The 20596-nt window shown below is 67.2% G+C and carries 20 protein-coding genes; 9 read left to right on the forward strand and 11 right to left on the reverse strand.

Annotated features, from left to right (window positions below; genetic code table 11):
• Positions 1–75: 75 nt before the first annotated feature.
• Positions 76–699 (forward strand): methyltransferase family protein, encoded by a 624-nt coding sequence (locus P3W85_RS02965; protein ID WP_276263686.1) that lies wholly within the window; start codon positions 76–78, stop codon positions 697–699.
• An 8-nt stretch (positions 700–707) separates the two neighbouring features.
• On the opposite strand, the gene P3W85_RS02970 is transcribed toward P3W85_RS02965, so the two are convergent.
• Positions 708–2930: a GGDEF domain-containing protein gene (locus P3W85_RS02970; RefSeq protein WP_346430227.1), complete on the reverse strand. Its 2223-nt coding sequence runs from the start codon at positions 2928–2930 to the stop codon at positions 708–710.
• Positions 2931–2976: 46 nt separating this feature from the next.
• Between P3W85_RS02970 and P3W85_RS02975 the strand changes: the two genes are divergently transcribed.
• Complete coding sequence (locus P3W85_RS02975; protein WP_276263663.1) at positions 2977–5439, forward strand: TonB-dependent siderophore receptor; 2463 nt, start codon at positions 2977–2979, stop codon at positions 5437–5439.
• On the opposite strand, the gene P3W85_RS02980 is transcribed toward P3W85_RS02975, so the two are convergent.
• The 4 genes from P3W85_RS02980 to P3W85_RS02995 all read right to left on the reverse strand — a co-directional run bounded on the left by P3W85_RS02980 (position 5423) and on the right by P3W85_RS02995 (position 8167).
• The gene (locus tag P3W85_RS02980) at positions 5423–6724 is read right to left on the reverse strand and encodes an RNA polymerase sigma factor (RefSeq protein ID WP_276263664.1); all 1302 of its coding nucleotides are present in this window, start codon (positions 6722–6724) and stop codon (positions 5423–5425) included. The genes P3W85_RS02975 and P3W85_RS02980 overlap by 17 nt on opposite strands.
• A 19-nt stretch (positions 6725–6743) precedes the next feature.
• A complete protein-coding gene (locus tag P3W85_RS02985) occupies positions 6744–7151 on the reverse strand; it encodes a VOC family protein (protein WP_276263665.1) in 408 nt (135 codons plus the stop codon).
• A gap of 85 nt (positions 7152–7236) precedes the next feature.
• Positions 7237–7650, reverse strand: coding sequence for a YciI family protein (locus P3W85_RS02990; RefSeq protein WP_017225806.1), 414 nt, complete (start codon positions 7648–7650; stop codon positions 7237–7239).
• A gap of 163 nt (positions 7651–7813) precedes the next feature.
• On the reverse strand, positions 7814–8167 hold the full coding sequence (locus P3W85_RS02995) for a YciI family protein (protein ID WP_276263666.1): 354 nt from the start codon (positions 8165–8167) through the stop codon (positions 7814–7816).
• Between the two features lie 377 nt (positions 8168–8544).
• Between P3W85_RS02995 and P3W85_RS03000 the strand changes: the two genes are divergently transcribed.
• The 5 genes from P3W85_RS03000 (at position 8545) to P3W85_RS03020 (ending at position 13109) form a co-directional block, all read left to right on the forward strand.
• Complete coding sequence (locus P3W85_RS03000; RefSeq protein ID WP_276263667.1) at positions 8545–10044, forward strand: DKNYY domain-containing protein; 1500 nt, start codon at positions 8545–8547, stop codon at positions 10042–10044.
• Between the two features lie 95 nt (positions 10045–10139).
• Positions 10140–11375, forward strand: a complete 1236-nt coding sequence (locus tag P3W85_RS03005) for a SpoIIE family protein phosphatase (RefSeq protein ID WP_035809313.1) — start codon at positions 10140–10142, stop codon at positions 11373–11375.
• A 7-nt stretch (positions 11376–11382) separates the two neighbouring features.
• On the forward strand, positions 11383–11952 hold the full coding sequence (locus P3W85_RS03010; RefSeq protein WP_017225810.1) for a SiaB family protein kinase: 570 nt from the start codon (positions 11383–11385) through the stop codon (positions 11950–11952).
• Positions 11953–11974: 22 nt separating this feature from the next.
• Entirely contained in the window at positions 11975–12364 is a 390-nt protein-coding gene (locus P3W85_RS03015) for a DUF1987 domain-containing protein (protein WP_017225811.1), read from the forward strand.
• Positions 12365–12371: 7 nt separating this feature from the next.
• Positions 12372–13109, forward strand: coding sequence for a GGDEF domain-containing protein (locus P3W85_RS03020; protein ID WP_276263668.1), 738 nt, complete (start codon positions 12372–12374; stop codon positions 13107–13109).
• Between the two features lie 37 nt (positions 13110–13146).
• On the opposite strand, the gene P3W85_RS03025 is transcribed toward P3W85_RS03020, so the two are convergent.
• The 5 genes from P3W85_RS03025 to P3W85_RS03045 all read right to left on the reverse strand — a co-directional run bounded on the left by P3W85_RS03025 (position 13147) and on the right by P3W85_RS03045 (position 18085).
• Positions 13147–14097, reverse strand: coding sequence for an ABC transporter substrate-binding protein (locus P3W85_RS03025; RefSeq protein ID WP_276263669.1), 951 nt, complete (start codon positions 14095–14097; stop codon positions 13147–13149).
• Between the two features lie 20 nt (positions 14098–14117).
• Positions 14118–15215: an LLM class flavin-dependent oxidoreductase gene (locus P3W85_RS03030; protein ID WP_276263670.1), complete on the reverse strand. Its 1098-nt coding sequence runs from the start codon at positions 15213–15215 to the stop codon at positions 14118–14120.
• 375 nt (positions 15216–15590) lie between these two features.
• Positions 15591–15980 (reverse strand): hypothetical protein, encoded by a 390-nt coding sequence (locus P3W85_RS03035; protein ID WP_017226335.1) that lies wholly within the window; start codon positions 15978–15980, stop codon positions 15591–15593.
• A gap of 182 nt (positions 15981–16162) precedes the next feature.
• Positions 16163–16300: a hypothetical protein gene (locus tag P3W85_RS03040; RefSeq protein WP_276263671.1), complete on the reverse strand. Its 138-nt coding sequence runs from the start codon at positions 16298–16300 to the stop codon at positions 16163–16165.
• A gap of 81 nt (positions 16301–16381) precedes the next feature.
• Positions 16382–18085, reverse strand: a complete 1704-nt coding sequence (locus P3W85_RS03045; RefSeq protein ID WP_276263672.1) for a hypothetical protein — start codon at positions 18083–18085, stop codon at positions 16382–16384.
• 133 nt (positions 18086–18218) lie between these two features.
• Here P3W85_RS03045 and P3W85_RS03050 point away from each other — a divergent pair, with 133 nt between their 5' ends.
• Together P3W85_RS03050 and P3W85_RS03055 are read left to right on the forward strand one after the other, a co-directional pair.
• Positions 18219–19112 carry a LysR family transcriptional regulator gene (locus P3W85_RS03050; protein ID WP_276263673.1) on the forward strand — a complete coding sequence of 298 codons (894 nt, stop codon included), beginning with the start codon at positions 18219–18221 and terminating at the stop codon, positions 19110–19112.
• 156 nt (positions 19113–19268) lie between these two features.
• Positions 19269–19592, forward strand: coding sequence for a hypothetical protein (locus tag P3W85_RS03055; protein WP_276263674.1), 324 nt, complete (start codon positions 19269–19271; stop codon positions 19590–19592).
• A 194-nt stretch (positions 19593–19786) separates the two neighbouring features.
• Here P3W85_RS03055 and P3W85_RS03060 read toward each other — a convergent pair whose 3' ends face one another.
• Positions 19787–20557 carry a ferredoxin--NADP reductase gene (locus P3W85_RS03060; RefSeq protein WP_017225833.1) on the reverse strand — a complete coding sequence of 257 codons (771 nt, stop codon included), beginning with the start codon at positions 20555–20557 and terminating at the stop codon, positions 19787–19789.
• Positions 20558–20596 lie beyond the last annotated feature (39 nt).

Genomic DNA, 20596 nt, shown 5'->3' on the forward strand with positions numbered 1-20596 from the left:
AGATACCAGGGAATGATCGACGATTGCGATGCAATGCCGGCCAAGACGGCGGCGATCCACCATCCGGCCTGGCCCATGCGCCCGCAACTGCGCGAGATGGTCGTCGAAATCTCCGCCCGCCTCGTCGTCGGCCTGCTGTTGAGCGTGTTCGCCTATAGCGCCTTCGTGCAGTGGCGGCTGGCGCCGGAGCGCACCACCTTGCTGCTGATGATGACCGCCACGCTGGTCACCGTTGGACTATCGCTGTTCGCGCGCATCCCCGCCAGGCGGGATTTCCGGCCCATGAGCGTCGTGATGTCGGTCGGGGGGAGCTTTTACTTCCTCGGCATCGAACTTGAGCCCGGTGCTCGCGTGATCCCGGAAGCGGCCGGCGCCACCCTGGGCGTCGGCGGCATCCTGTGGCAGTTGTTCGCCAAGTTTTCCCTGCGCGATGCCTTCGGCATCCTGCCTGCCAATCGCGGGGTGGTGTCGCGCGGCGCCTACCGCTTCGTCCGGCATCCTATCTACCTGGGCTACCTGGTGACAGACCTTGGCTTCCTGCTGACCAATCTCGGATGGCGCAATGCGCTGGTCTATGGCGGCCTGTACGCGCTGCAGACAGGGCGCATTTTCAGGGAAGAGCAATTCCTGGGCGAGGACCCGGCGTATCGAGCCTATCGGGCCAGAGTCCGCTACCGGGTGATTCCCGGGGTGTTCTGAACCGCCGGTCACGGCGGGGGGCCGCCATCCGCCAGCGCCGATGCCTCGACCTCGACCCGATCGCGCCCGGCCAGCTTGGCCCGGTATAGCAAGCGGTCCGCCCGCTTCAGCAGCGACTTGACGCTGGGTGCGTCCGCGCGCGCGGCGTATGCAACGCCGAAGCTCGCGGTCATGGTGAAGCCGGCGCCCTGCTCGACCGGCACCACGGCACGCGATAGCCTGAGACGCAGCCTTTCCACCATCTCAAGCACCTGCGCACGGTCCTGCACGCCGACCAGCACGGCGAACTCCTCGCCGCCGATGCGCGCAACCACATCGCCCTTGCGCCATGTTTCACGGCACAGATCGGCCATGCATTCGAGGGCGCGATCGCCCACGGCGTGGCCATAGGTGTCGTTGATGCGCTTGAAATGGTCGATATCGATCATCACCAGTGCAAGATAGGGGGCCAGCACGTCCCGATCCAGAAAGGCCGCCTGCGCACGGCTCTCGAAGGCGCGGCGATTGAGGAGCCGGGTCAGGGAATCGGTCTCCGCCATCGTCCTCAGTTCCGCGATCAGGCGCTGGCGCTCCTGCTCGAGCCGCGTCCTTTCGAGATCCTTGGCCTTCAATACCTGGACCGCGTCGAAGAGTTCCTGTATCTCGCCGCGATACGCGTTCGGCGGCAGGTCGGCCGAGGGACCGCCCGCGGCGATGGCCCGGATGACGCGCGCAGCCTCGGCGAAAGGACGGATGACCTGCCGCCGGAACAGCCATACGCCCAGCGCCAGCGCGCACATCAAACTCGACAGGATGCCCGCGGCCCCGACCAGCCTGACCAGCATCGCGTGCCGGTGCAAGCGCACCTCCTCCTCGGCCAGCGCCAGCGCCTCATCCCGGAATTCGACGATCGGGCGCATCAGGGGCACATACCGTGCGGCAAACTCGCCGGTCGAGGCGGCCGCGCCGCCTGGAAGGCTGGCCAGCGCGCGAATCCGGGCCACATAGGCCAGACCCTCGCCAAAATACTTCCCGTTCACCCGGGCGAAGGCCCCGTGCGCCAGCGCCGCATCCTCCTGCACGCGGGTTCTCATGTATGCACCCAGCTGGTCAATGCCGCCGCGCGTGCGTTCGATGGCAAATTGCTCATCCTCCGTCAGCTGCCGCTGCGACACCAACGCCGCGGTGAAGCGCGAGCCTAATAGCCCGGCCTGTTCCCGGAGCGTCGCTGCCAGGCGCGCCGCCGTCATGCAATTCAGCGCGCTGGCGTCTCCGTTGAGCACGCCGGCGGTACTGGCGTTCGTGATCGGAGAGAAGTGCGGGATGACCTCCACCATGCGCATCACGGCCTGTTCCAGCGCCGGATCGGTGCGCTGCGCGCGTGGCACCCGGAGTACCCGGTCAATGTTCGCGCGCGCATCGGCCAGCGTGGCTTGCACGCGCTGCGCCGCTGCCCGTTCGTTCTCGCACCGGTCGCAGCCGGGCAGGCCGAGGAGCCCGACCAGTTGCGCGATGCGCGCATCGCTCTCGGCACGCGCCACCCGCAGCGCGGCCGCCCGCGCCTCCGGAAGCGGCACGTCTTCGCCCAGCACACTGTTGGTTGGCCCCCGCTCCGCGGACACCTTCTCCATCGCAAGCAATGTGGCCCGGAAGACCTGGAAATGGGTCAGAGCGTACTCTGCCCTTGTATATGCGCTCCACTGGTGAATCAGGAGCCCGCTCGCCAGTACCAGAAACAGGAGGCCCAGCGCGCTGGCAATGATCCCAAACCGCCGGTCGACCGACATGGTTGGCAAGACAAATCTAAGCATCTTGGACAGACTCGGCTTCAGCAATTCAAACGTAAGCGTGGGCCCGGTACCGGATCGACATTGGCTGGAATGTGCGCAACGCCCAAACAGCCGGACTCTGGCCGGAAGTCCTGGCCAGCGCTCCGCGCGGGGTATTACCCGCACATGCCGGGCTTGCGTGCGGTTGTTGCAGCATACCGACGCGTCTCCCTGTGTGCCTCGGTGCGGTCTGCGAGGCGTTATCCATGCTGGATTTCCTTTGCCGGGAAACCAGCGTCGGCGGCGCATCCGTGCGGCGCTGACGGATTCTAGCGCAGGGACCCGGCCTGGAGCGGAATCGAGTAGGCGCTTGCCCTGCCGGCTCGGCTGACAGCCGGGCGTTACGGCAATCCTGGCCGCTCCATTGCCCACGCCAGAAAAAATCCCGCCACCCATGACACTTTTTCCGGCCTCGGCTGGCAAGGAGCATGAATCCCAGACTCCGAACCACCGAAAGGACTTTATCCGCATGGCCGTCGCCCGTCCGCGCTGCTCCGAGCGCCCTCTCCCCCAAGCCATCCGCCTGGCGCTGCTGGCCATGGCGTTCGCCGGCGCGGCCACGCCTCCGGCCGTGCACGCCGCCACGGATGCGGCCAGTCCCACGCAAGCCGATGACACGGCCGCCCGCGACTACAACATCCCCGCCGGCCCGCTGGGCCGCACGCTGTCCGCCTTTGCCGCCAATGCCGGCATCGCGCTGTCGTTCGATCCGGCGCTGACGGAAGGCCTGGCCAGTCCGGCGCTCTCGGGACGCTATACGGAGCGCGCGGCGCTGGAGCAGTTGCTGGAAGGCAGCAACCTGGCGCTGCGCCCCCGCGCCGACGGCAGCTATACGCTGGCCCGGCGGCCCGTCGCGGCTGCCGCGCCGCATTCCCAGGGCATCGCCCTGCCGACGGTGGTGGTGACCGCGCAGGCCGATACGGAAACTGCCCGCGGTCCGGTCAGCGGCTATGTGGCGAAGCGCTCGTCCAGCGCCAGCAAGACCGATTCCAGCCTGATGGAGACCGCGCAATCGGTCTCGGTCATCACGCGCGACCAGCTCTCCGACCAGGCGGTGCAAACCGTGGGCGACGCGCTCAAGTACACGGCCGGCGTCAATGCGGATCCCTTCGGCGCCGATGTGCGCGCCGACTGGTTCTATATCCGCGGCTTCAATGCCGATGCCTATTGGGACGGCCTGCGCGTACCGCAGATCGCCAATCGCGTGGGCAGCTATGCGGCGTTCCGCGTGGATCCGTCTTCGCTGGAGCGGGTGGAAGTGCTGCGCGGCCCGAGTTCGGTGCTGTACGGCGCCGGTAACCTGGGCGGCTTCGTCAACCTGATCAGCAAGGATCCCAGCGCAGAGCCGTTCCACGAGCTGGCGCTGGACTACGGCTCGCACAACCGCCGCCAGGTGCGGGTGGATACCACCGGCGCACTGAACCAGGACGGCACCCTGCAGTACCGCTTCAACGGCCTGGGCCGCCTGAGCGGCACGCAGGTCAACAACATCACCGACGACCGCCTGAACCTGAACCCAACGCTCACCTGGCGCCCCGACGGGCGCACCAGCCTGACCCTGTCCGCCACCTATATGCGCGACAACATGGGCTCAGCCGCCACCTACGGCCCGGCGGCCGGCATGGTCACGCCGACGGTCTACGGCCGCATTCCCACCAGCCTGCTGACGGGGGACCCCGGCTTCGACCGCTATCTCAAGACGCAGGTCGCGGTGGGCTACCGGCTGGAGCATCGCTTTGCCGACAACCTGACCTTCCGGCAGAACGTGCGCTACACGCACCTGGACCTGGACTACCGCTCCCTCTTCGGCAAGGCGCTGCTGGCAGACCAGCGCACGCTGACCCGCACCGCCTACCAGGCCCGCCCCATCCTGAACGGCGTGCAGGTGGACAACCATATGCAAGTCAACACCGCCACCGGGCCGCTGACGCACAAGATCGTGGGGGGCGTGGATTACCAGTGGCAGGGATTCCAGAACCGCGTGTGGAGCGGTAGCGCGCCATCGCTGAATCTCTATGCGCCGGTCTATGGCGTCAACGCCACGCTGCCAGCCAGCCCCACCACCAGCACGGACCAGGCACAGAGCCAGCTTGGCCTCTACCTGCAGGACCAGCTGCGCTGGGAGCGCTGGGTGCTTTCCGTCGGTGGCCGGCAGGACTTTACGCACGCGTCCACCAACAACAACCGCAACGGCACCAAGGTCACGCAAGGCCCCGGTAAGTTCACCTACCGCGCCGGGCTGCTCTATGAATCGCCGCTGGGCCTGTCGCCGTACGCCAGCTACTCGACCTCCTTCCTGCCCACGCTTAGCACCAACCTGGCCGGCGATCCGCTGAAGCCCACCACCGGGCAGCAGTACGAGGCGGGCATCAAGTACCAGCCACCCGGATCCGGATCGATGTTCACGGCAGCGGTATTCAACCTCACCCAGCAAAACGTGGCGACGGCGGATCCCGCCAATCTGGCCAACACCATCCAGACCGGCGAGATCCGCACGCGCGGCGTGGAGCTGGAGGGCAAGCTGAGCGTGACGCCGCGCCTCAACCTGGTTGCCAGTTATACCTACCAGGAGCCGGTGGTGACCCGCAGCAACGGCACCGATCGCGGCAAGCGGCCCTACGGCGTGCCGCGCCAGATGGCATCGGCCTGGGCCGACTACACCTTGCCGCCGGTGCAAGGCGTGCGCGTGGGCTTTGGCGCCGGTGTGCGCTATCTCGGCGATACCGCCGGCGACACGGCCAATACCTTCAATGCGCCGGCCGCGACACTCTTCGATGCGGCGATCCATGCGGATATCGGCCCGCGCTGGCGGCTGCAGCTCAATGCGTCCAACCTGTTCAACCGCGAATACGTGGCCGGCTGCAACTCCAGCGTGCAGTGCTACTACGGCAACGGCCGCACCATCATCGGCAGCATCAGCACGCGCTGGTAGGCCGGCAACGCGCCGCGCCTGCTTCCCGCGCCCGCCCCAGCAGGAATTCACGCTCGCGCGCGTTGCGGGTCATGGCGGCGGCGCGCTCGAACTCGGCGCGCGCCTCGTCGAGGCGGCCGAGCCTGAACAACAGGTCGCCACGCACGCTGGGGAGCAAGTGGTACTTCGCCAGCGACGGTTCCGCCGTGAGCGCATCGGCGATGTCCAGGCCGGCTTCGGGACCGAATGCCATCCCCACCGCCACCGCGCGGTTCAGTTCCACCACCGGGGACGGCGCCACCTGGGAAAGCGCATCGTAGAGTGCGGCGATCTGTGCCCAGTCGGTCTGCGCGGCGACCGGCGCGCGGGCGTGGCAGGCGGCCAGCGCCGCCTGCAGGGCATATGGCCCCAGCGCCCCGCCAAGCACCTGCGCATGCTCCAGCGCGGCCAGCCCGCGCCGGATCAGCAGTGGATCCCAGCGGCCGCGGTCCTGGTCGAGCAGCAGCACCGGGCGCCCCTGCGCGTCCACCCGCGCGTGCGTGCGCGAGGCCTGGATCTCCATCAGCGCCACCAGCCCGTGCACCTCGCTTTCCTCCGGCGCCAGCCCGGCCAGGGTGCGGCCCAGGCGCAGCGCTTCCTCGCACAGGGCGGGCCGCATCCAGTCATCGCCGGCGGTAGCCGAATAACCCTCGTTGAAAATCAGGTAGATCACCTCCAGCACCGAAGCCAGGCGCGGCGCGCGCGCCTGCGGCCCCGGCACCTCGAAAGGCACGCGCGCCGCGCCCAGGGTGCGCTTGGCGCGCACGATGCGCTGGGCAATGGTCGCCTCCGGGGTCAGGAAGGCCCGCGCGATTTCCCCGGTGGAGAGCCCGCCCAGCAGGCGCAACGTCATGGCCACCCGCGCGTCGGTGGAGAGCACCGGGTGGCAGGCGGTGAAGATCAGGCGCAGCAGGTCGTCGCCGATATCGTCCTCGCGGGCGGCATCGAGGGCATCGACGAAATCCGGCACCACATGCGCCTCCAGCGCTTCGAGATCCTGGCCGATCTGCTCGTGCTTGCGCGCGTGCAGCGCCTGCTGGCGCAGGTAGTCGAGCGCGCGGTTTTTCGCGGTGGTCATCAGCCAGGCCCCCGGGTTGTCCGGCACGCCCGTGTCGGTCCAGCGCTCCAGCGCGGCTACCAGCGCGTCCTGCGCCAGTTCCTCGGCCAGGCCCACGTCGCGCACCACGCGCGCGACGTGGGCGATGACCCTGGCGGATTCGATCCGCCATACGGCTTCGATCGCCCGATGCATTGGCACAGTGGTCATATTGCGAGCGCCGCGCGCCTCAAGCCTGGCCCGCCGCCGACGGCTCCATGTACACCAGCTCCCAGATATGCCCATCGAGATCCTCGAAACCGTGGCCGTACATGAAGCCGTGGTCCTGCGGCGCGCGTGGCGACGTAGCACCGGCGGCCACCGCCCTGGCAACCAGGTCGTCCACCTCGGCGCGGCTCTCGCAGGAAATGCAGATCAGCACCTCTGTGCTCTGCGTGGTATCGCACAGCGTCCGGGTGGTGAAGGTCTGGAAGAATTCCCTGACCAGCAGCATCGCGTGGATGTTCTCGCCGATCACCATGCAAGCGGCGTTCTGATTGGTGAACTGCGGGTTGAAGCTGAAGCCCAGTCCCTTGAAAAAGGCTTGCGAGCGCTGCACGTCGGCCACGGGTAGATTGACGTAGATTTGTTTGTGCATGATTTTTCCTGTTTGGCGACAGCGCGTAATCCGGAGGCCCGCGCGTGTTTGCCCGTCCGCTTCGGTTTAGGATAGGCGGAAAATTTCAGTGCTGGCCCACGCCCAGGTCGCGCAAGCGCTCCACCGCCTGGCCGGGCTCGAAATCCTCCAGTTCGAACAACTGCCGCACCTCGATCTCGCCGTCGGCCATTTCGCCATGGGGCGCGGGAAAACGCCGCGCCCATTCCATCGCCTCTTCCCGGCTGCGCACCTGGATCAGCGTGTAACCCGCCACCAGTTCCTTTGACTCCGTGAACGGCCCGTCGATGGCCGTGCGCTGGCCGCCGGCATAGCGGATGCGCCAGCCGGCAGAGGTGGGCTTGAGCCCGGCGGCGTCGAGCAGCACGCCCGCTTTTGCCAGTGCCTCATGGTAGGCCGCCATGGCGGCCATCAGCCCTTCTTCCGGCATCGTGCCGGCTTCAGTGCCTTGCGTGCCTTTTACCAGGATCATGAATCGCATTGCGGTTCTCCTTGCGCTTTCGATTGCCGGTCTTGGCGCCATCCGGTTCCGGTGGCGCTTACCGGTACGACGAACCACGCTCCGCCGGATCGACAGCCGATGCGGGAAAACCTGGGAACCTAGGGTAACTACCTAACAAGCCGCGCGAATGCAGGCGACGGCATCACAGGAAGCAAGGCCCGACCTCGCGGACTTCCACCGTGCACCAGGCCGCGGCGGGACACTCGGCGGCAATGGCGATCGCTTCGTCCTGTGTGGCGCAGTCGAGCAGGAAGTAGCCGCCGATCATCTCCTTGGCCTCGGCAAAGGGACCATCGAGCAGGTCGCGGCGGCCTGCGCGCACCTGCACGCGAACGCCGCTGGCGTCCGATGTGAGCGAGTTACAGCCAAGCAGCAGGCCACGTTCGGTCAGGCCGCCGGCAAACTGCGTCATGCTGGCGTAGGCCTGGCGCCCCTCTTCCGGCGTGCGTTCGGCACGCTGGCCCACGGGTTCGACGATCAGCAACATGTACGGCATAGGGTCTCCAGTTCATTCGATCCGGGTCAGTCCGGTCCGGGGGGGCGATCCGCCTTCCGGCTTCCGATTTCCGATTGCGGGCCCGTCCATCCATGGGAGCGACGGCAGATAAAGGGCCGGGATATGGGAGCCAGGTGGGAGCCAGGCAACCCGGTGCGGCGCAGTACCGCCGCAATACGCGCATCCGGCAAGTCTACCGTGCACATCCTGCCTGTCTGGCGTGCCGGCCGCAAGCGGCCGGCACATCTTCGCGGTTGGGTTGCATTCCTGGCGGTTAATTGCGGTTGAACCCGACTGCAGCCAGTTGCCGGCCCTTGCCAACCCGGATCGACGGTTTAACATGTCGACCTTGCTCCACCCGGCCCCAAGGTCTTCCGATGCCAGCCAAGCTACAGCCCACCAACCATCCCTCGTACTGCATCGACGGCGATACCGTGCTCTGGCACGGCCGGCCGCTCTGGGCCAAAGACGGCAGCCCCCTGCCCGTCGCGCATCCCCGGGCATTCCGCTGCATCGCCGGGCGCTGGTTCACCGATGGCGAGCACGTCATCGTGCAGGCGCAGCAGGGCAGCGGCTCCGTCTACTACTATTTCTACCGTATCGAAGACCCCGACCTGGCCACCTTCGAGGTCCTCAACGAGCGTTACGCCCGCGATGCCCGCCAGGCCTACTACATCACTGGCAAGACCATCCGCACCCGCAGCCCGCAGGCCTTCCGCCCGCTGGCCTACCAGGGGTGGCGATGGCCTGAGAACGGCCCCCTGGAACCCGTGGAATGCGTGCATGCCTACTACGCGGTGGACCATGAGGCGGCCTACCTCAACGGCAAGCGCATCGCCGGCGCCGACGGCGCCACCGTGGTGGGCTTCGACGGGAGCTATATCGCCGATGCCAGCCACGTCTACTATCATGGCCGCCGCATCGAGGCTGACCGGGCCAGCTTTGTGGTGGCGCCCAACGGCGACGGCCCGCTTCAGATGACCGACAGGATCGGTCCCATCGACCACGGCAAGCGCCAGACCGTGATCGACAACGGCGAGGCAGAGCGATGGCGGGATTTCTTCACCGCCCTTCCGGCGCTGCAGGACTACTGGTGGCACCGCCTGCAGGCGCCGGCCGCGCGCCCACGGGAAGTCGAGTACGGCGGCCACCGCCTGACCGGGCTCGACCCGGACAGCTTCGCCGCGCACGAACTGCGGCTGGTCCACGGCCTTCCCGGCGTGTTCTGCGGCGATGCCCGCGGCATTCACTGGCTCTACAGCTGCGGCGAGGGCCACTGCGAACTGATCCCGCTCTCCACGCAACCGATCACCGGACTGCGGCAACTCGACGAGCACTATGTCAGCGACGGCGTCACCGTGTTTTTTGTGCCGAACCACTACGAAACGCCGCAGGCCCTGCGCAAGGTCGATCCCGCCGCCTTCACGGTGCTGCGTGGCGGCTGGGCCCGCGACGCCGGCCGCGCGTTCTATCTGGGCACGGTGAAGAAAGGCGTGGCCCCGCAGGCGCTGCGGCTCGAAGGTTGCTATGCCTGGGACGCGGACCAGTTGTTCTGCGACGGCAAGCCGCTCAAGGTTGGCGTGCCGCATGACACCCTGCAGGTGCCCCACCCGGGCTTCCTGCTGGCCGGCGACCAGCTTTTCTTCGGCCGCCGCCCGGTATCGGCCAGGCGCGTCCACCTGCCCACCCTCGAATTCCTGGATCACGACTTCGCGCGCGACCGCAAGCACGCCTACATCGTCGGCTACATCAGCCTGGTGGCGATCGACGGCGCCGATCCGGCCAGCTTCCGCGTGCTGGGCAAGGGCCGCGCCGCCGACGCCATGCGCGAATACGATGCGCGCGCCCTCAAGGACGCTACCGCGCCGGCCGATTGATCGGCCCGGGCCGCCTGGCCTTGATCAAGTGTCACATAAGCGACATGTGAGCGACATACAATCGGCGCCTTCCCAATAATCCGAATGGCCTGGCGATGTCTGACGTCCCGGTTGACTCCCATGTGGCTCGCTCCCGCTTCCGGCAGCCCTGTGCCGAGGATCTGTGCGTTGCCACGCCATCGGTGACCACCGGGCACAACAACCAGGAAGTCCTGGATGTGTTCGGCAAGCACCGGGATCTCGCCAGCCTGCCGGTGACCGAGGATGACAGGCCGATCGGCCTGATCAACCGTGCGATCTTCATGTCGCAGATGAGCAAGCCCTATCATCGCGAGCTCTACGACCGCAAGAGTTGCATCGCCTTCATGGACAAGGAGCCGCTGGTGGTCGATGCCGGGATGAGCATCGAGGCCCTGACGTTCAAGGCCGTCGAATACGGCGAAAAAGCGCTCGCCGACGGCTTCATCGTCGCGCAGGACGGCCGCTTCCTCGGCATCGGGCATGGCTTGCAGCTGATGCGCGCGGTCGCCGACATGCAGGCCGAGAAGAACCGGCAGATCATGCACAGCATCGACTATGCCAGCACCATCCAGCGCTCGATGCTGCGCCCCTCGCGCGAGGCGCTCGCCCGCACCCTTGGCGATGCGGGCCTGGTGTGGGAGCCGCGCGATGTGGTCGGCGGCGACTTTTATCACTTTGCCGCCTTCGACGACGGCTGGTTCGCCGCGCTGGCCGATTGCACCGGCCACGGCGTGCCGGGCGCGTTCATGACGCTGATTTCCTCGTCCATCCTGATCCAGGCCATCGAGCAGCGGGGTCCGCGCGATCCCGGCGCACTATTGATGGCGGTCAACCGCGGCATCAAGCAGATGCTGGGACAGACGGAAGCCCATGACGGTGCGCCCGAATCGAACGACGGCATGGATGCCGCGTTCTTCTGGTACGACAACGCCAGCCGCCGACTCTCCTTCGCCGGCGCCAAGAGCGCCCTGTTCGTGCTCCATCCCGGCGACGAAGAAGGGGAAATGGTGGACGGCGAACGCATGGGGGTCGGCTATGTCGACACCGACATGGATTTCGCCTGGCAGAACCGCCTCGTCCAGACACAGCCGGACAGCGTGGTGTTCGTGACCACCGATGGGCTGATCGACCAGATCGGCGGCCCCCGGGAAATCGCCTTTGGCAAGCGCCGCATCCGCGAGGCGATCCGCGCCAACCGGCATGCCAGCGCCGCGCAACTCAACCAGGCCGTGCTGGACCGGTACCGTGCCTGGCAAGGCCATCATCGCCGACGTGACGATCTCACCTTCTTCTGCTTTCGCGTCCAATAGCCCTGATATGAACGGTACTTCGATTGACAACGAATATGGGGCATTCTTCGATATGGCCCGTGAACGCAACGTGATCTTCTACTACGTCGGATATTTCTCCCAAAACATTATCGCGGCGATGTCCGACGCGGTCCGGCTGCAGCTGACGATCACCGGCGTCGATGGCACGACCCGGCGCAAGCTGTTCTCCTCGTTTGTCGAGATGGCGCAGAATATCGTGCACTACTCGTCCGACGCGCTCACGCCGCCAACCCAGGACACCAATCAGTTGCGGCACGGCTCGGTCTGCATCAGCATGCTCGACGACCGCTACCGGCTGATGTGCTCCAATCCGGTGGCGATCGCCAGGGTCGGTCAGCTTCGCGCCGCGCTGGAGCCATTGCGCACCATGACGCTGGAACAGATCAAGCAGGCCTACAAGGAAACCATGCGTGCCGAAGCGCCGGAGGGCAGCAAGGGTGCCGGCCTGGGTTTCCTGACGGTGGCGCGCGACGCCAGCGCCCCGCTCGAATACAGCTTCCAGCCTATCGACACCGATCCGGTGTCGACGATGTTCCACCTCACCGCCACGATCTGAACGGGATGAAAAAGGGAAAGTAATGGAAAACCTGTTCATTGCCGCCACACCGACATCGCCCGAGGTGAGCTTCGATTTCGGGCAGCATACGCTGTCGCTCAAGGGCGAGTCCTATCCGGAAAACGCCGCCGCGTTCTATGGCGATGTGATCGTCCGCCTGCGCCGCTACCTGGCCGCCTGCGAAGGCGCCGAGGTCACGGTCCACGTCGCGCTGACGTATTTCAACAGCTCCAGCACCAAGGTGCTGTTCAGCATGTTCGACGCCATGAACGATGCGGCCGACAAGGGCAACCGGGTGATCCTGCATTGGTATCACGACGTGGACGACGATACGATCCTGGAGTTCGGCCAGGAACTGCACGCCGATTTCCCGGCCATCGAATTCTTCGACCACGCCACCACGGCGAGCTGACCCGCGGATGACCGAGCCCGACCTTTTCGATTCGGAAAACAGCGTCCTGGCTGGCGCCAAGGCAGTATTCGGCAATCCCCATGCCGGCAGCGAAGCGTACCGCGACACGCTCGGCCAGCTGATTGCCTATTACGAGCGGCTGATGCGCGAGACGCGCCGACTGATACGGCGCAGCGACCGGGAAGAGCTGGAGATGAACCGGCTCAACCATCGCCTGCAGGAACTGGCGCGCGAGCTGGAGTTCCGCGCCACGCGCGACACCCTGACCGGCGCGCTGAATCGCGGTGCGATCATCGAGCAGGCTGGCATCATCCTCGCCGGCGGCAGCCTCGCCCTGATCGTGCTCGATATCGACCACTTCAAGCGGGTCAACGATACGCTCGGCCACCCGGTCGGCGATACCGTGATCCGTGGCGTCGTCGGCTGCCTGGAGCGGACGGTGCAGGACGCCGGGATGATCGGCCGGGTCGGCGGCGAGGAGTTCGCGGCACTGGTGCCCGGGCTTTCGCTCGACGCCGCGGTTGGCCTGGCGGAACGCATGCGGCTGCATATTGCGGGCCATGCGTTCGCCGTGCCCCCCGGCATGCAGATCACGGCCAGTTTCGGCGTCAGCTGGAGCCCGCGCGGAACGGGTTTCGATCAGGCATATGGGCATGCGGACGCGGCGCTGTACGAGGCCAAGCGCGGTGGCCGCAACCGAGTCGTGAGCTTGACCGGGTCCGACCTCGCCCCGCCGCTGCACTAAGCATCCAGGCGGATTGCCGGGCGCGTGGCGTGCTGCGCTATGCGGGCAGCGGAAAGCGCGTATCGAACGTGGTCCGCACATCCAGCCGCTGCTTGAGCAGCCCGGCCTTCAGGTAAAAATCCGCCGTACGCTGCTGCTCGGCGATCACCTGCGCGTCGATATTGCGCCATTGCGTGCGGCGCCGCTCGAACTGCAGCCGGGCCGCCTCCGGCGGAATGCCGATGATGCGCGCCAGCGCCGCCGAGAAGCTGTCCACATGCTGGTACGACCAGACCTGCGCGCGCACCACGCGTTGAAGGAAATCGCCCAGCAGCTCGCGCCTGGCGGCCAGCGCGCTGTCCGTCGCCGCGAGATAGCTGAGCCCGGACCACAGGCCCCGGCCGCTGACCAGGACACGGGCATGCCCGCTGGTTTCCGCCAGCGCCGTATAGGGCTCCCAGGTGGCCCACGCATCGATGGAGCCATTGACCAGCGCAAGCTTGGCGTCCGCCGGCGGCAGGAAGCGCAGGCTAGCGTCCTCCGGCTTGAGGCCGGCCGACTCCAGCGCCTTCAGCGCGACGAAATGGCCGATCGACCCGCGATTCGTGCCGATGTTCCTGCCGCGCAGATCGGCCGCCGTCCTGAGGGGCGAATTCGCCCGCACCAGCACGGCCGTGCCGAACGGATCCGAGCGGTTGGCGCCGATGATCTTGATGGGCGTGCCGGCTGCCAGCGCAAAGATGGCCGGCGCGTCGCCGATGGGGCCCGAGTCCACCGCCCCCGCGTTGAGCGCCTCGGCCAGCGGCGCGGCGGCGGGAAACTCGGTCCACTGGATGTCGTAGGCGAGCCCCTTCAGCTCGCCCGCGCTTTCCAGCAAGGCACGCAGGCCGCCCTTCTGGTCGCCGGCCCGGAGCACGGGGCGGCCCTGCGCGGAAACGCAGAGCGGCAAGGCCGCGCCTGCCGCTGCCGCCGCGCCGAAGCGCAGGAATCGTCTTCGGGATGCCGTCATATTGCCGCTCGCCATCCCCTTCAGGCTGCCTTGCGGCCGGCACCCGCCGCCGCTTCGCGCTGCGCCACCAGCGCCCGCACGCGCGGGATCAGCTCGCGGCCATAGTCCACGGCATCTTCCAGCGGATCGAAGCCGCGGATCAGGAAGGTGGTCACGCCGAGATCGTAGTAATCTAGCAGCGCATCGGCCACCTGCTCCGGCGTGCCCACCAGCGCGGTGGAGTTGGAGCGCGCGCCGGTCAGCCTGGCGAGCTCCGTCCAGAGGCGCTTGTCCACGCGCGGCCCCTGCTCGGCGGCGGCCAGCAGGCGGCGCGCGCCTTCGCTTTGCTGGGGTCCGCCCTGCCCCAGGCCAGCGGCATCGCGCAGGCGGCGCGTCTGCGCCAGGATGCCGTCCGCGCGCGCCCACGCCAGCGTTTCCGTTTCGGCCAGGATCGGCCGGAACGAGACCGAGAAGCGCACCTGCCGGCCGTTCCGGGCCGCTTCGGCGCGCACGCGCGTGGTGATGTCGCGCACCTGCTCGAGCGATTCGCCCCACAGCGCATAGACATCGGCGTGGCGGCCGGCCACATCGATCGCCGCCTCCGACGCACCGCCGAAGAAGATCGGCACATGCGGCTGCTGCACGGGTTTGACCTCGGAAAAACCCTGCCTGAAACGGTAGTGCCTGCCTTCGTGATCGAACGGTTTTTCCTCGGTCCAGATACGGCGCAGGATGCCCAGGTACTCGTCGGTGCGCCCGTAGCGATCATCGTGCCCAAGGAAATCGCCGTCGCGCTGCTGCTCCGGGTCCGAACCGCCGGAGATGAAGTGCACGCCAAGCCGGCCACCGCTGAACTGGTCGAGCGAGGCGATCTGCCTGGCCGCCAGCGTCGGCGCGGTAAAACCCGGGCGATGGGCCAGCATGAAATGCACGCGCTCCGTCACCGCGGCCGCATAGGAGATGGTGAGCGTGGCCGACGGGCCGGTGGAGTGATGCGGCACCAGCACGCGGTCGAAGCCGGCGTTCTCATGCGCTTGCGCAAAGACGCGCACATAGTCGCGATCCACCACCGGTCCGCTGGCCGGATGGATCTCCGACTGTTTCTGGCTCTGGATCATGCCAATGATCTCGACGCTCATCGTAGGCTCCTGTCCCTGGTTTGTGCCTGGTTTTGCCAAGGCTGCGGTGCCATCAAGCCCGGCACCGCACTGACAAGACATGAACATACGCCGCGCCGGTCCGATCCTTAAGGAATAAGAACGAGGGTCGATATGCGGATTTGCAGGGCTGCCCGCCGCAGCGGTTAAACCTGCCGCCTCCGCCACACGCCATGCACCGATCGCGCCGGCCTCCCTGCCCGTCACGCTTGCCCATGCCAAAACGCCGCCTTCATCGGGGGACATCGTGGACCGGTTCAACGGTATGCCGGTGCGGCGCGGCTGGCACGGAACCGGCGCCATCTTGCCGATGGCGCCGGTTCGGACAGCGCAAGGCTATATTCCGCGGCAGCGCGACTAGCCGGCGGCAGCGCTCTTCAAGCCGTTCGACACGCCTTGTGCCGCTTCCTTGCACCACTGCTTGGCGCCAAGCTTGCTGCTTTCAATCCCTTCTTCCTTGCCGTCAGCCATCTGCACCTTACCGCGCAGACCTATGGCCTCGCTGGCGTCGCCCCCGCTTGTGTCTACGCCCGGGATCGCGGCGATCAGACCCACCATCTTCCTGGCGTTCCTGACGCTATCCTCCTTCAGGAAGCCCTTTCCCACACAGTAGCTGGTGAGGCCGGCGACGTTGCGGGACATGTCATACATTCCCTTGAGCGCAGCCGGGTCTGCTTGTGCATGCGCCGGAGCGGAGAGCGCGGTCATGCTTGCAGCCATCAGGAATGCAGAAATCTTCTTTTTCATCTCTCTCTAATCTCTCTCTATTCATTCAAACGCAGGGTTTCTCGATCCAGGTCTTCCGGGCGAGCCGCGAAGCATACTATACATCACATGTATGCCACCCCCCGGGCACGGCTCTGCATGGCGCTGCGGCCGCGCCATGCCTGCACCCCGCTTCCCGCTGGCGCGCGGGTGGCTTCAGGTTGCTACATGCCGTTGTCGCTTTCCACCCTGCCGGTCGAGATCTCGGCCCCGCCCGCGACGGCGGTGCGGATACCGCGCACGGAATACGATTGCGCCTGCCCGCCCTCCTCCGGCTTGCGCAGCCAGAGTTGCGCGAACAATCCGTCTTTGGCGGAATAGCCGCCGAACCAGTCGACCAGTTGGCCGATGTAGCACTGGCCGCCGATCCAGACCGGTTCTGGTCAGGCCAGAACGGCCTCCCCATCCAGCAACCCTCGCCAATAAAGCTCCGCCGCCGCCAGCACGGTGCGCATCTGCGTGGTGTGCGCCAGCCGGAAGGCATCCCCATAGACGGTCTGGTCGGGGAACTCCGGTACCAGCGTGAACGGCACCGTGGAGCGATGGTCTTCCATCACCATGCACGGAATGCCATGCAGCACCGGTAGCGGCATCTCGCCATAGTGCGCGTGCCAGGTCGCCAGGCAGCGCGCGTTGAATGCGGCGAGCTTGGGATCGCTGGCCAGTTCGGCCGTGAGCGCCTGCAGGAAGGCCATGCCATTGAGGCCGGCATGGTGGCGCAGGATGAGGAAGAAGCCCTTCGGGATGGTCCACTGCTCGAAGCCTTGCGGGATATAACCGTTGAGCGGACGCGTCCATTCATGCGCCGGGTAGCCGTGGAGGCTCAGGTGCAGGCGGGCGCCGGTGCGCTCGATGGCCTCCAGGCGGGCCGCCTTCTCGCCGTATGGCGGCGCGGCGCGGGCTTCGAGATCGTCGCCCAGCGCCGAGTAGCGCGCGGCGTGCAGCATATGGCGCGGATTGTCCTCGCGCAGGGCCAGATGCAGTGCCGAGCCATCGGGATTTTCCGAGGCGATCACCGCGAAGTGCGCGCCGGCGCGCTGCGCCAGCGCCCGGGCCGCGCGCAGCGCGCCGACCACCCCGGAAGTCTCGTTGGCATGCTGCCCGCCTGTCACCACCAGTCCGGGCAAGGCGCCTGCCACATGGAGGCCCAGCACCTGCCGCCCCTGCGCGGTCGGCACGCCGAAACGCGTACCGCCAGCCGCGGCCAGGGCCTCCATTTCCCGCTCCACCTCGCCGGGCGCAAGCGGGCGGTCCAGGCTCTCCAGCGCGGGCGCCCGGCCACTTTCCGGCGTGACGGCGGGATGGGACAGCAGCGCCACGCGCACCTGCGTGGGCCCCTCGGCGGCGCGCAGGCGCGGCACGATCTGGCCCGGCTGCAGGGTACGGTCGCCATCCGGCACGCCCGCGCGGCGCTGGAAGAAGGCGAGCACCGAGAAGTAAAGGTCCTCGTGCAGCGCTTCGCGGGTGCTGATGCACTCGTCATGGTAAGGCAGGCGGCGCTCGATGCCGCCGGTGGCAATGTCGATCTCCAGCGTATCGAAATACGGTGTTGACCTGGACCAGGTGTGGGCGCGCACCGCATCCATCGCCACGGCGTAAGCGGCCTCGAAATCGGTCTGCAGGGGCCCGTCCTCGATCCATTGCCCGTCCTGCCAGACCCGCAGCCAGCCGCAGATGGAACCGTCGGCGCGATGCGGCACGAAGACGCGCTGCGCCTCGCCATCGATCTCGACATAGCCGTGCAGTGGTTCGTCGCCCGCCGTGAACACCAGTTCGGTGTCGGCCAGCAGGCCGGCCAGTGGATAGGCTTCCAGGCGGAAGCGCCGGGCATCCCCGGCCGGCGTGCGGATCGCCACGCGCCGGGGCCGCGCCGCCGCCACCTCCTCAAGGAAGAAATGCAGCAACGGCTTATAGGCGCTGCGCAGCCGCGCCTGCGTGCCGGCCGCGGCAAGCCGGCGCTCGGCCGTGCGGCGTGCCGCTTCGTCCTCGAACAGCCACGCCTCGATACGGGTTGCCGGGCTGGCGCTGAAGCGCTCGACCAGGCGATCGAGGGTGCGGGGAATGGTGGCGTTCACCAGTGTTGTCATGCGCCAACTCCTTGTAGGGATGCGGCTGGCGCGGCGGGCATCGCGCACCGGCAAGCTCGGGATTGGCGATTATATGCGTAGTAAATATAATCTATCCATTGAATATGCATCATGGTTAATATGCGAGATGAGTATGAACCTGCATGACCTGGAGGCCTTCCTGGCCGTCGTGGAAACGGGCTCCATCGTCGGCGCCGCATCGCGCCTGCACCTTACCCAGCCCGGCATCACCCGCCGCATACAGAGCCTGGAGGAACTGCTGGGCACGGTGCTGCTCGACCGCCAGTCCAAGCCTTTGCGGCCCACCACCGCCGGGCGCGAAACCTACGCGCACGGCCGCCGGGTGTTACGCGCCATCGACGACCTGCGCGCCGGCCTCTCGGCCGACGCCGAGGTGGGCGGCGAATTCCGCCTTGGCATCACGCCCTACCTCTCGGAGATCGCGCTGGCCGAGCCGATCGACCAGCTCCACCGCGAGTTCCCCGCCCTGGTCCAGCGCATCACCACCGGGTGGCCGGCGGCCATGGCCGAGCAATGCCGCCGCGGCGAGATCGATGCGGCGGCCTTCTGCCTGCCCGAAGGCACGGCCCCGCCTGATGGCCTGGAAGCGGAGGATCTGGGCATGCAGGACATCCTGCTGGTGGCGGCCAGGGACCTGGCCCTGCCACCGGCCGCCGCCCTGCGCGATCTGGCCGCCTACCCGTGGATCCTCAACCAGGACGGCTGCGGCTTCCGCAGCGCCATCCGCCAGCGCCTGAGCGCGCAGCGGCTACCCTTGCGCATCGGCATCGAAGCGCACAGCACGGAACTGCGGCTTTCGCTGGTGGCGCGCGGGCTCGGCATCGGGCTGGCGACGCCTTCCGCGCTGGCCCACAGCGCATGGCGGGACGCGCTGCGGGTCGTCGAAGCCGAGGATTTCACGCCGCGCGTCACGGCCTGGCTGGTGCATCACACGCCGGCGAGCCGGCTGTCGCGCCCGCTGGCGCGCCTGGGCGAAGCGCTGCGGGCAGCCTTGCAGCGGGCCTGATACCGGCACGGGCGGCACGGGCGGCCCGCGCCGGACGCTGCCGGCACGCCTCGCCCACCGCATATCGATAGCGGATTTTCTTCGTTCGCGCGGCGTGGCGCCCGCTCTAAGCTGGGGCCGGACCATCGAAAAGCGCCATGGCGGCGCCGGCGCAGCATGAACCACCCCGAGCACTTCATCACCCCGGCCATCGATGCCGGCCAGGCAGCGCAGGCAACGCGCGGCTTCGGCGAAACCGATGTGCTTTCAGCGCTTACGCTGCCGGAGCCGGGCGCAGGTTTGGGAAGCGGCACCAGGCCCGACGGCGCCCACAGGCGGCTATCGCAGGCCGGACGATGGAAAGGGTTGGCAGGGGCCATGGCCGGCACGGCCGGGCTCTGGCTGGCGCTTGGCACGGCGCCGGCGTGGGCGCATCTGGCCGGCGTGTTCCTGGCCAGCTTCGGTCTCTATGTCTGGGCGATGTCCCGTCAGCAGGACTAGAAAGGCGGGAAAAAACCGGAAAGCCTCGGAAGGCCAGAAACACAAAACGGCTCCTGGGCGGAGCCGTTCGCAGGCATGCGGAAGGCCGGCATGGCGCCGCGGCCGTGCGCCTTGCCAAGCGCGCGGGACTGCGGCACAACCGGGCTTTCAAGCGGGCCTGGCCGGGTCCCGAAGGTAGCAGGCCCGTGCGGCACTCAGCCTACAAATGCCTTTTCAAGCACAAAATGCCCCGGCTCGCTCATATTGCCTTCCGTGAACGCCTGCTCGGTCAGCATGGCGCGGATGTCCTTGAGCATATCCGGGCTGCCGCACAGCATGATGCGGTCGTTCTCCAGCGAGAACGGTGCCACGTCCAGGCGCTCGAACAATTCGCCAGAGGCGATCAGGTCGGTGATGCGGCCCTTGTTGTCGAACTCCTCGCGGGTGACGGTGGGGAAATAAACCAGCTTTTCACGGATCAGGTCGCCCAGGTGCTCGTGCTGCGGCAGGTGCTCCGAGATCAGCTCGCGGTAGGCCAGTTCCTCGACATAGCGACAGGTGTGGGTCAGCACGACCTTGTCATAGCGCTCATACACTTCCGGGTCGCGGATGATCGACAGGAACGGGGCCAGGCCGGTACCGGTCGCCAGCAGCCACAGGGTCTTGCCCGGCAGCAGGTTGTCGACCAGCAGCGTGCCGGTGGGCTTCTTGCCAACGAAGATCTGGTCGCCTTCCTTCAAGTGCTGCAGGCGGGAAGTCAGCGGGCCGTCAGGCACCTTGATGCTGAAGAACTCGAGCGTTTCCTCGTAGTTGGCGCTGGCGATGCTGTAGGCACGCAGGAGTGGACGGCCATTCACTTCCAGGCCAACCATGGCGAACTGGCCGTTTTCGAAACGGAAGCCGGGGTCGCGGGTGCAGGTGAAGCTGAAGAGCGTGTCGGTCCAGTGATGGACGGAGAGGATGGCTTGCTGGTTGAGATTGCTCATAAAAAAGCGCGAAACGCGCTGTATAGCGCCGGCGACGGT

The organism is Cupriavidus basilensis, assembly GCF_029335485.1.
Taxonomy (GTDB): Bacteria; Pseudomonadota; Gammaproteobacteria; order Burkholderiales; family Burkholderiaceae; genus Cupriavidus; species Cupriavidus basilensis_E.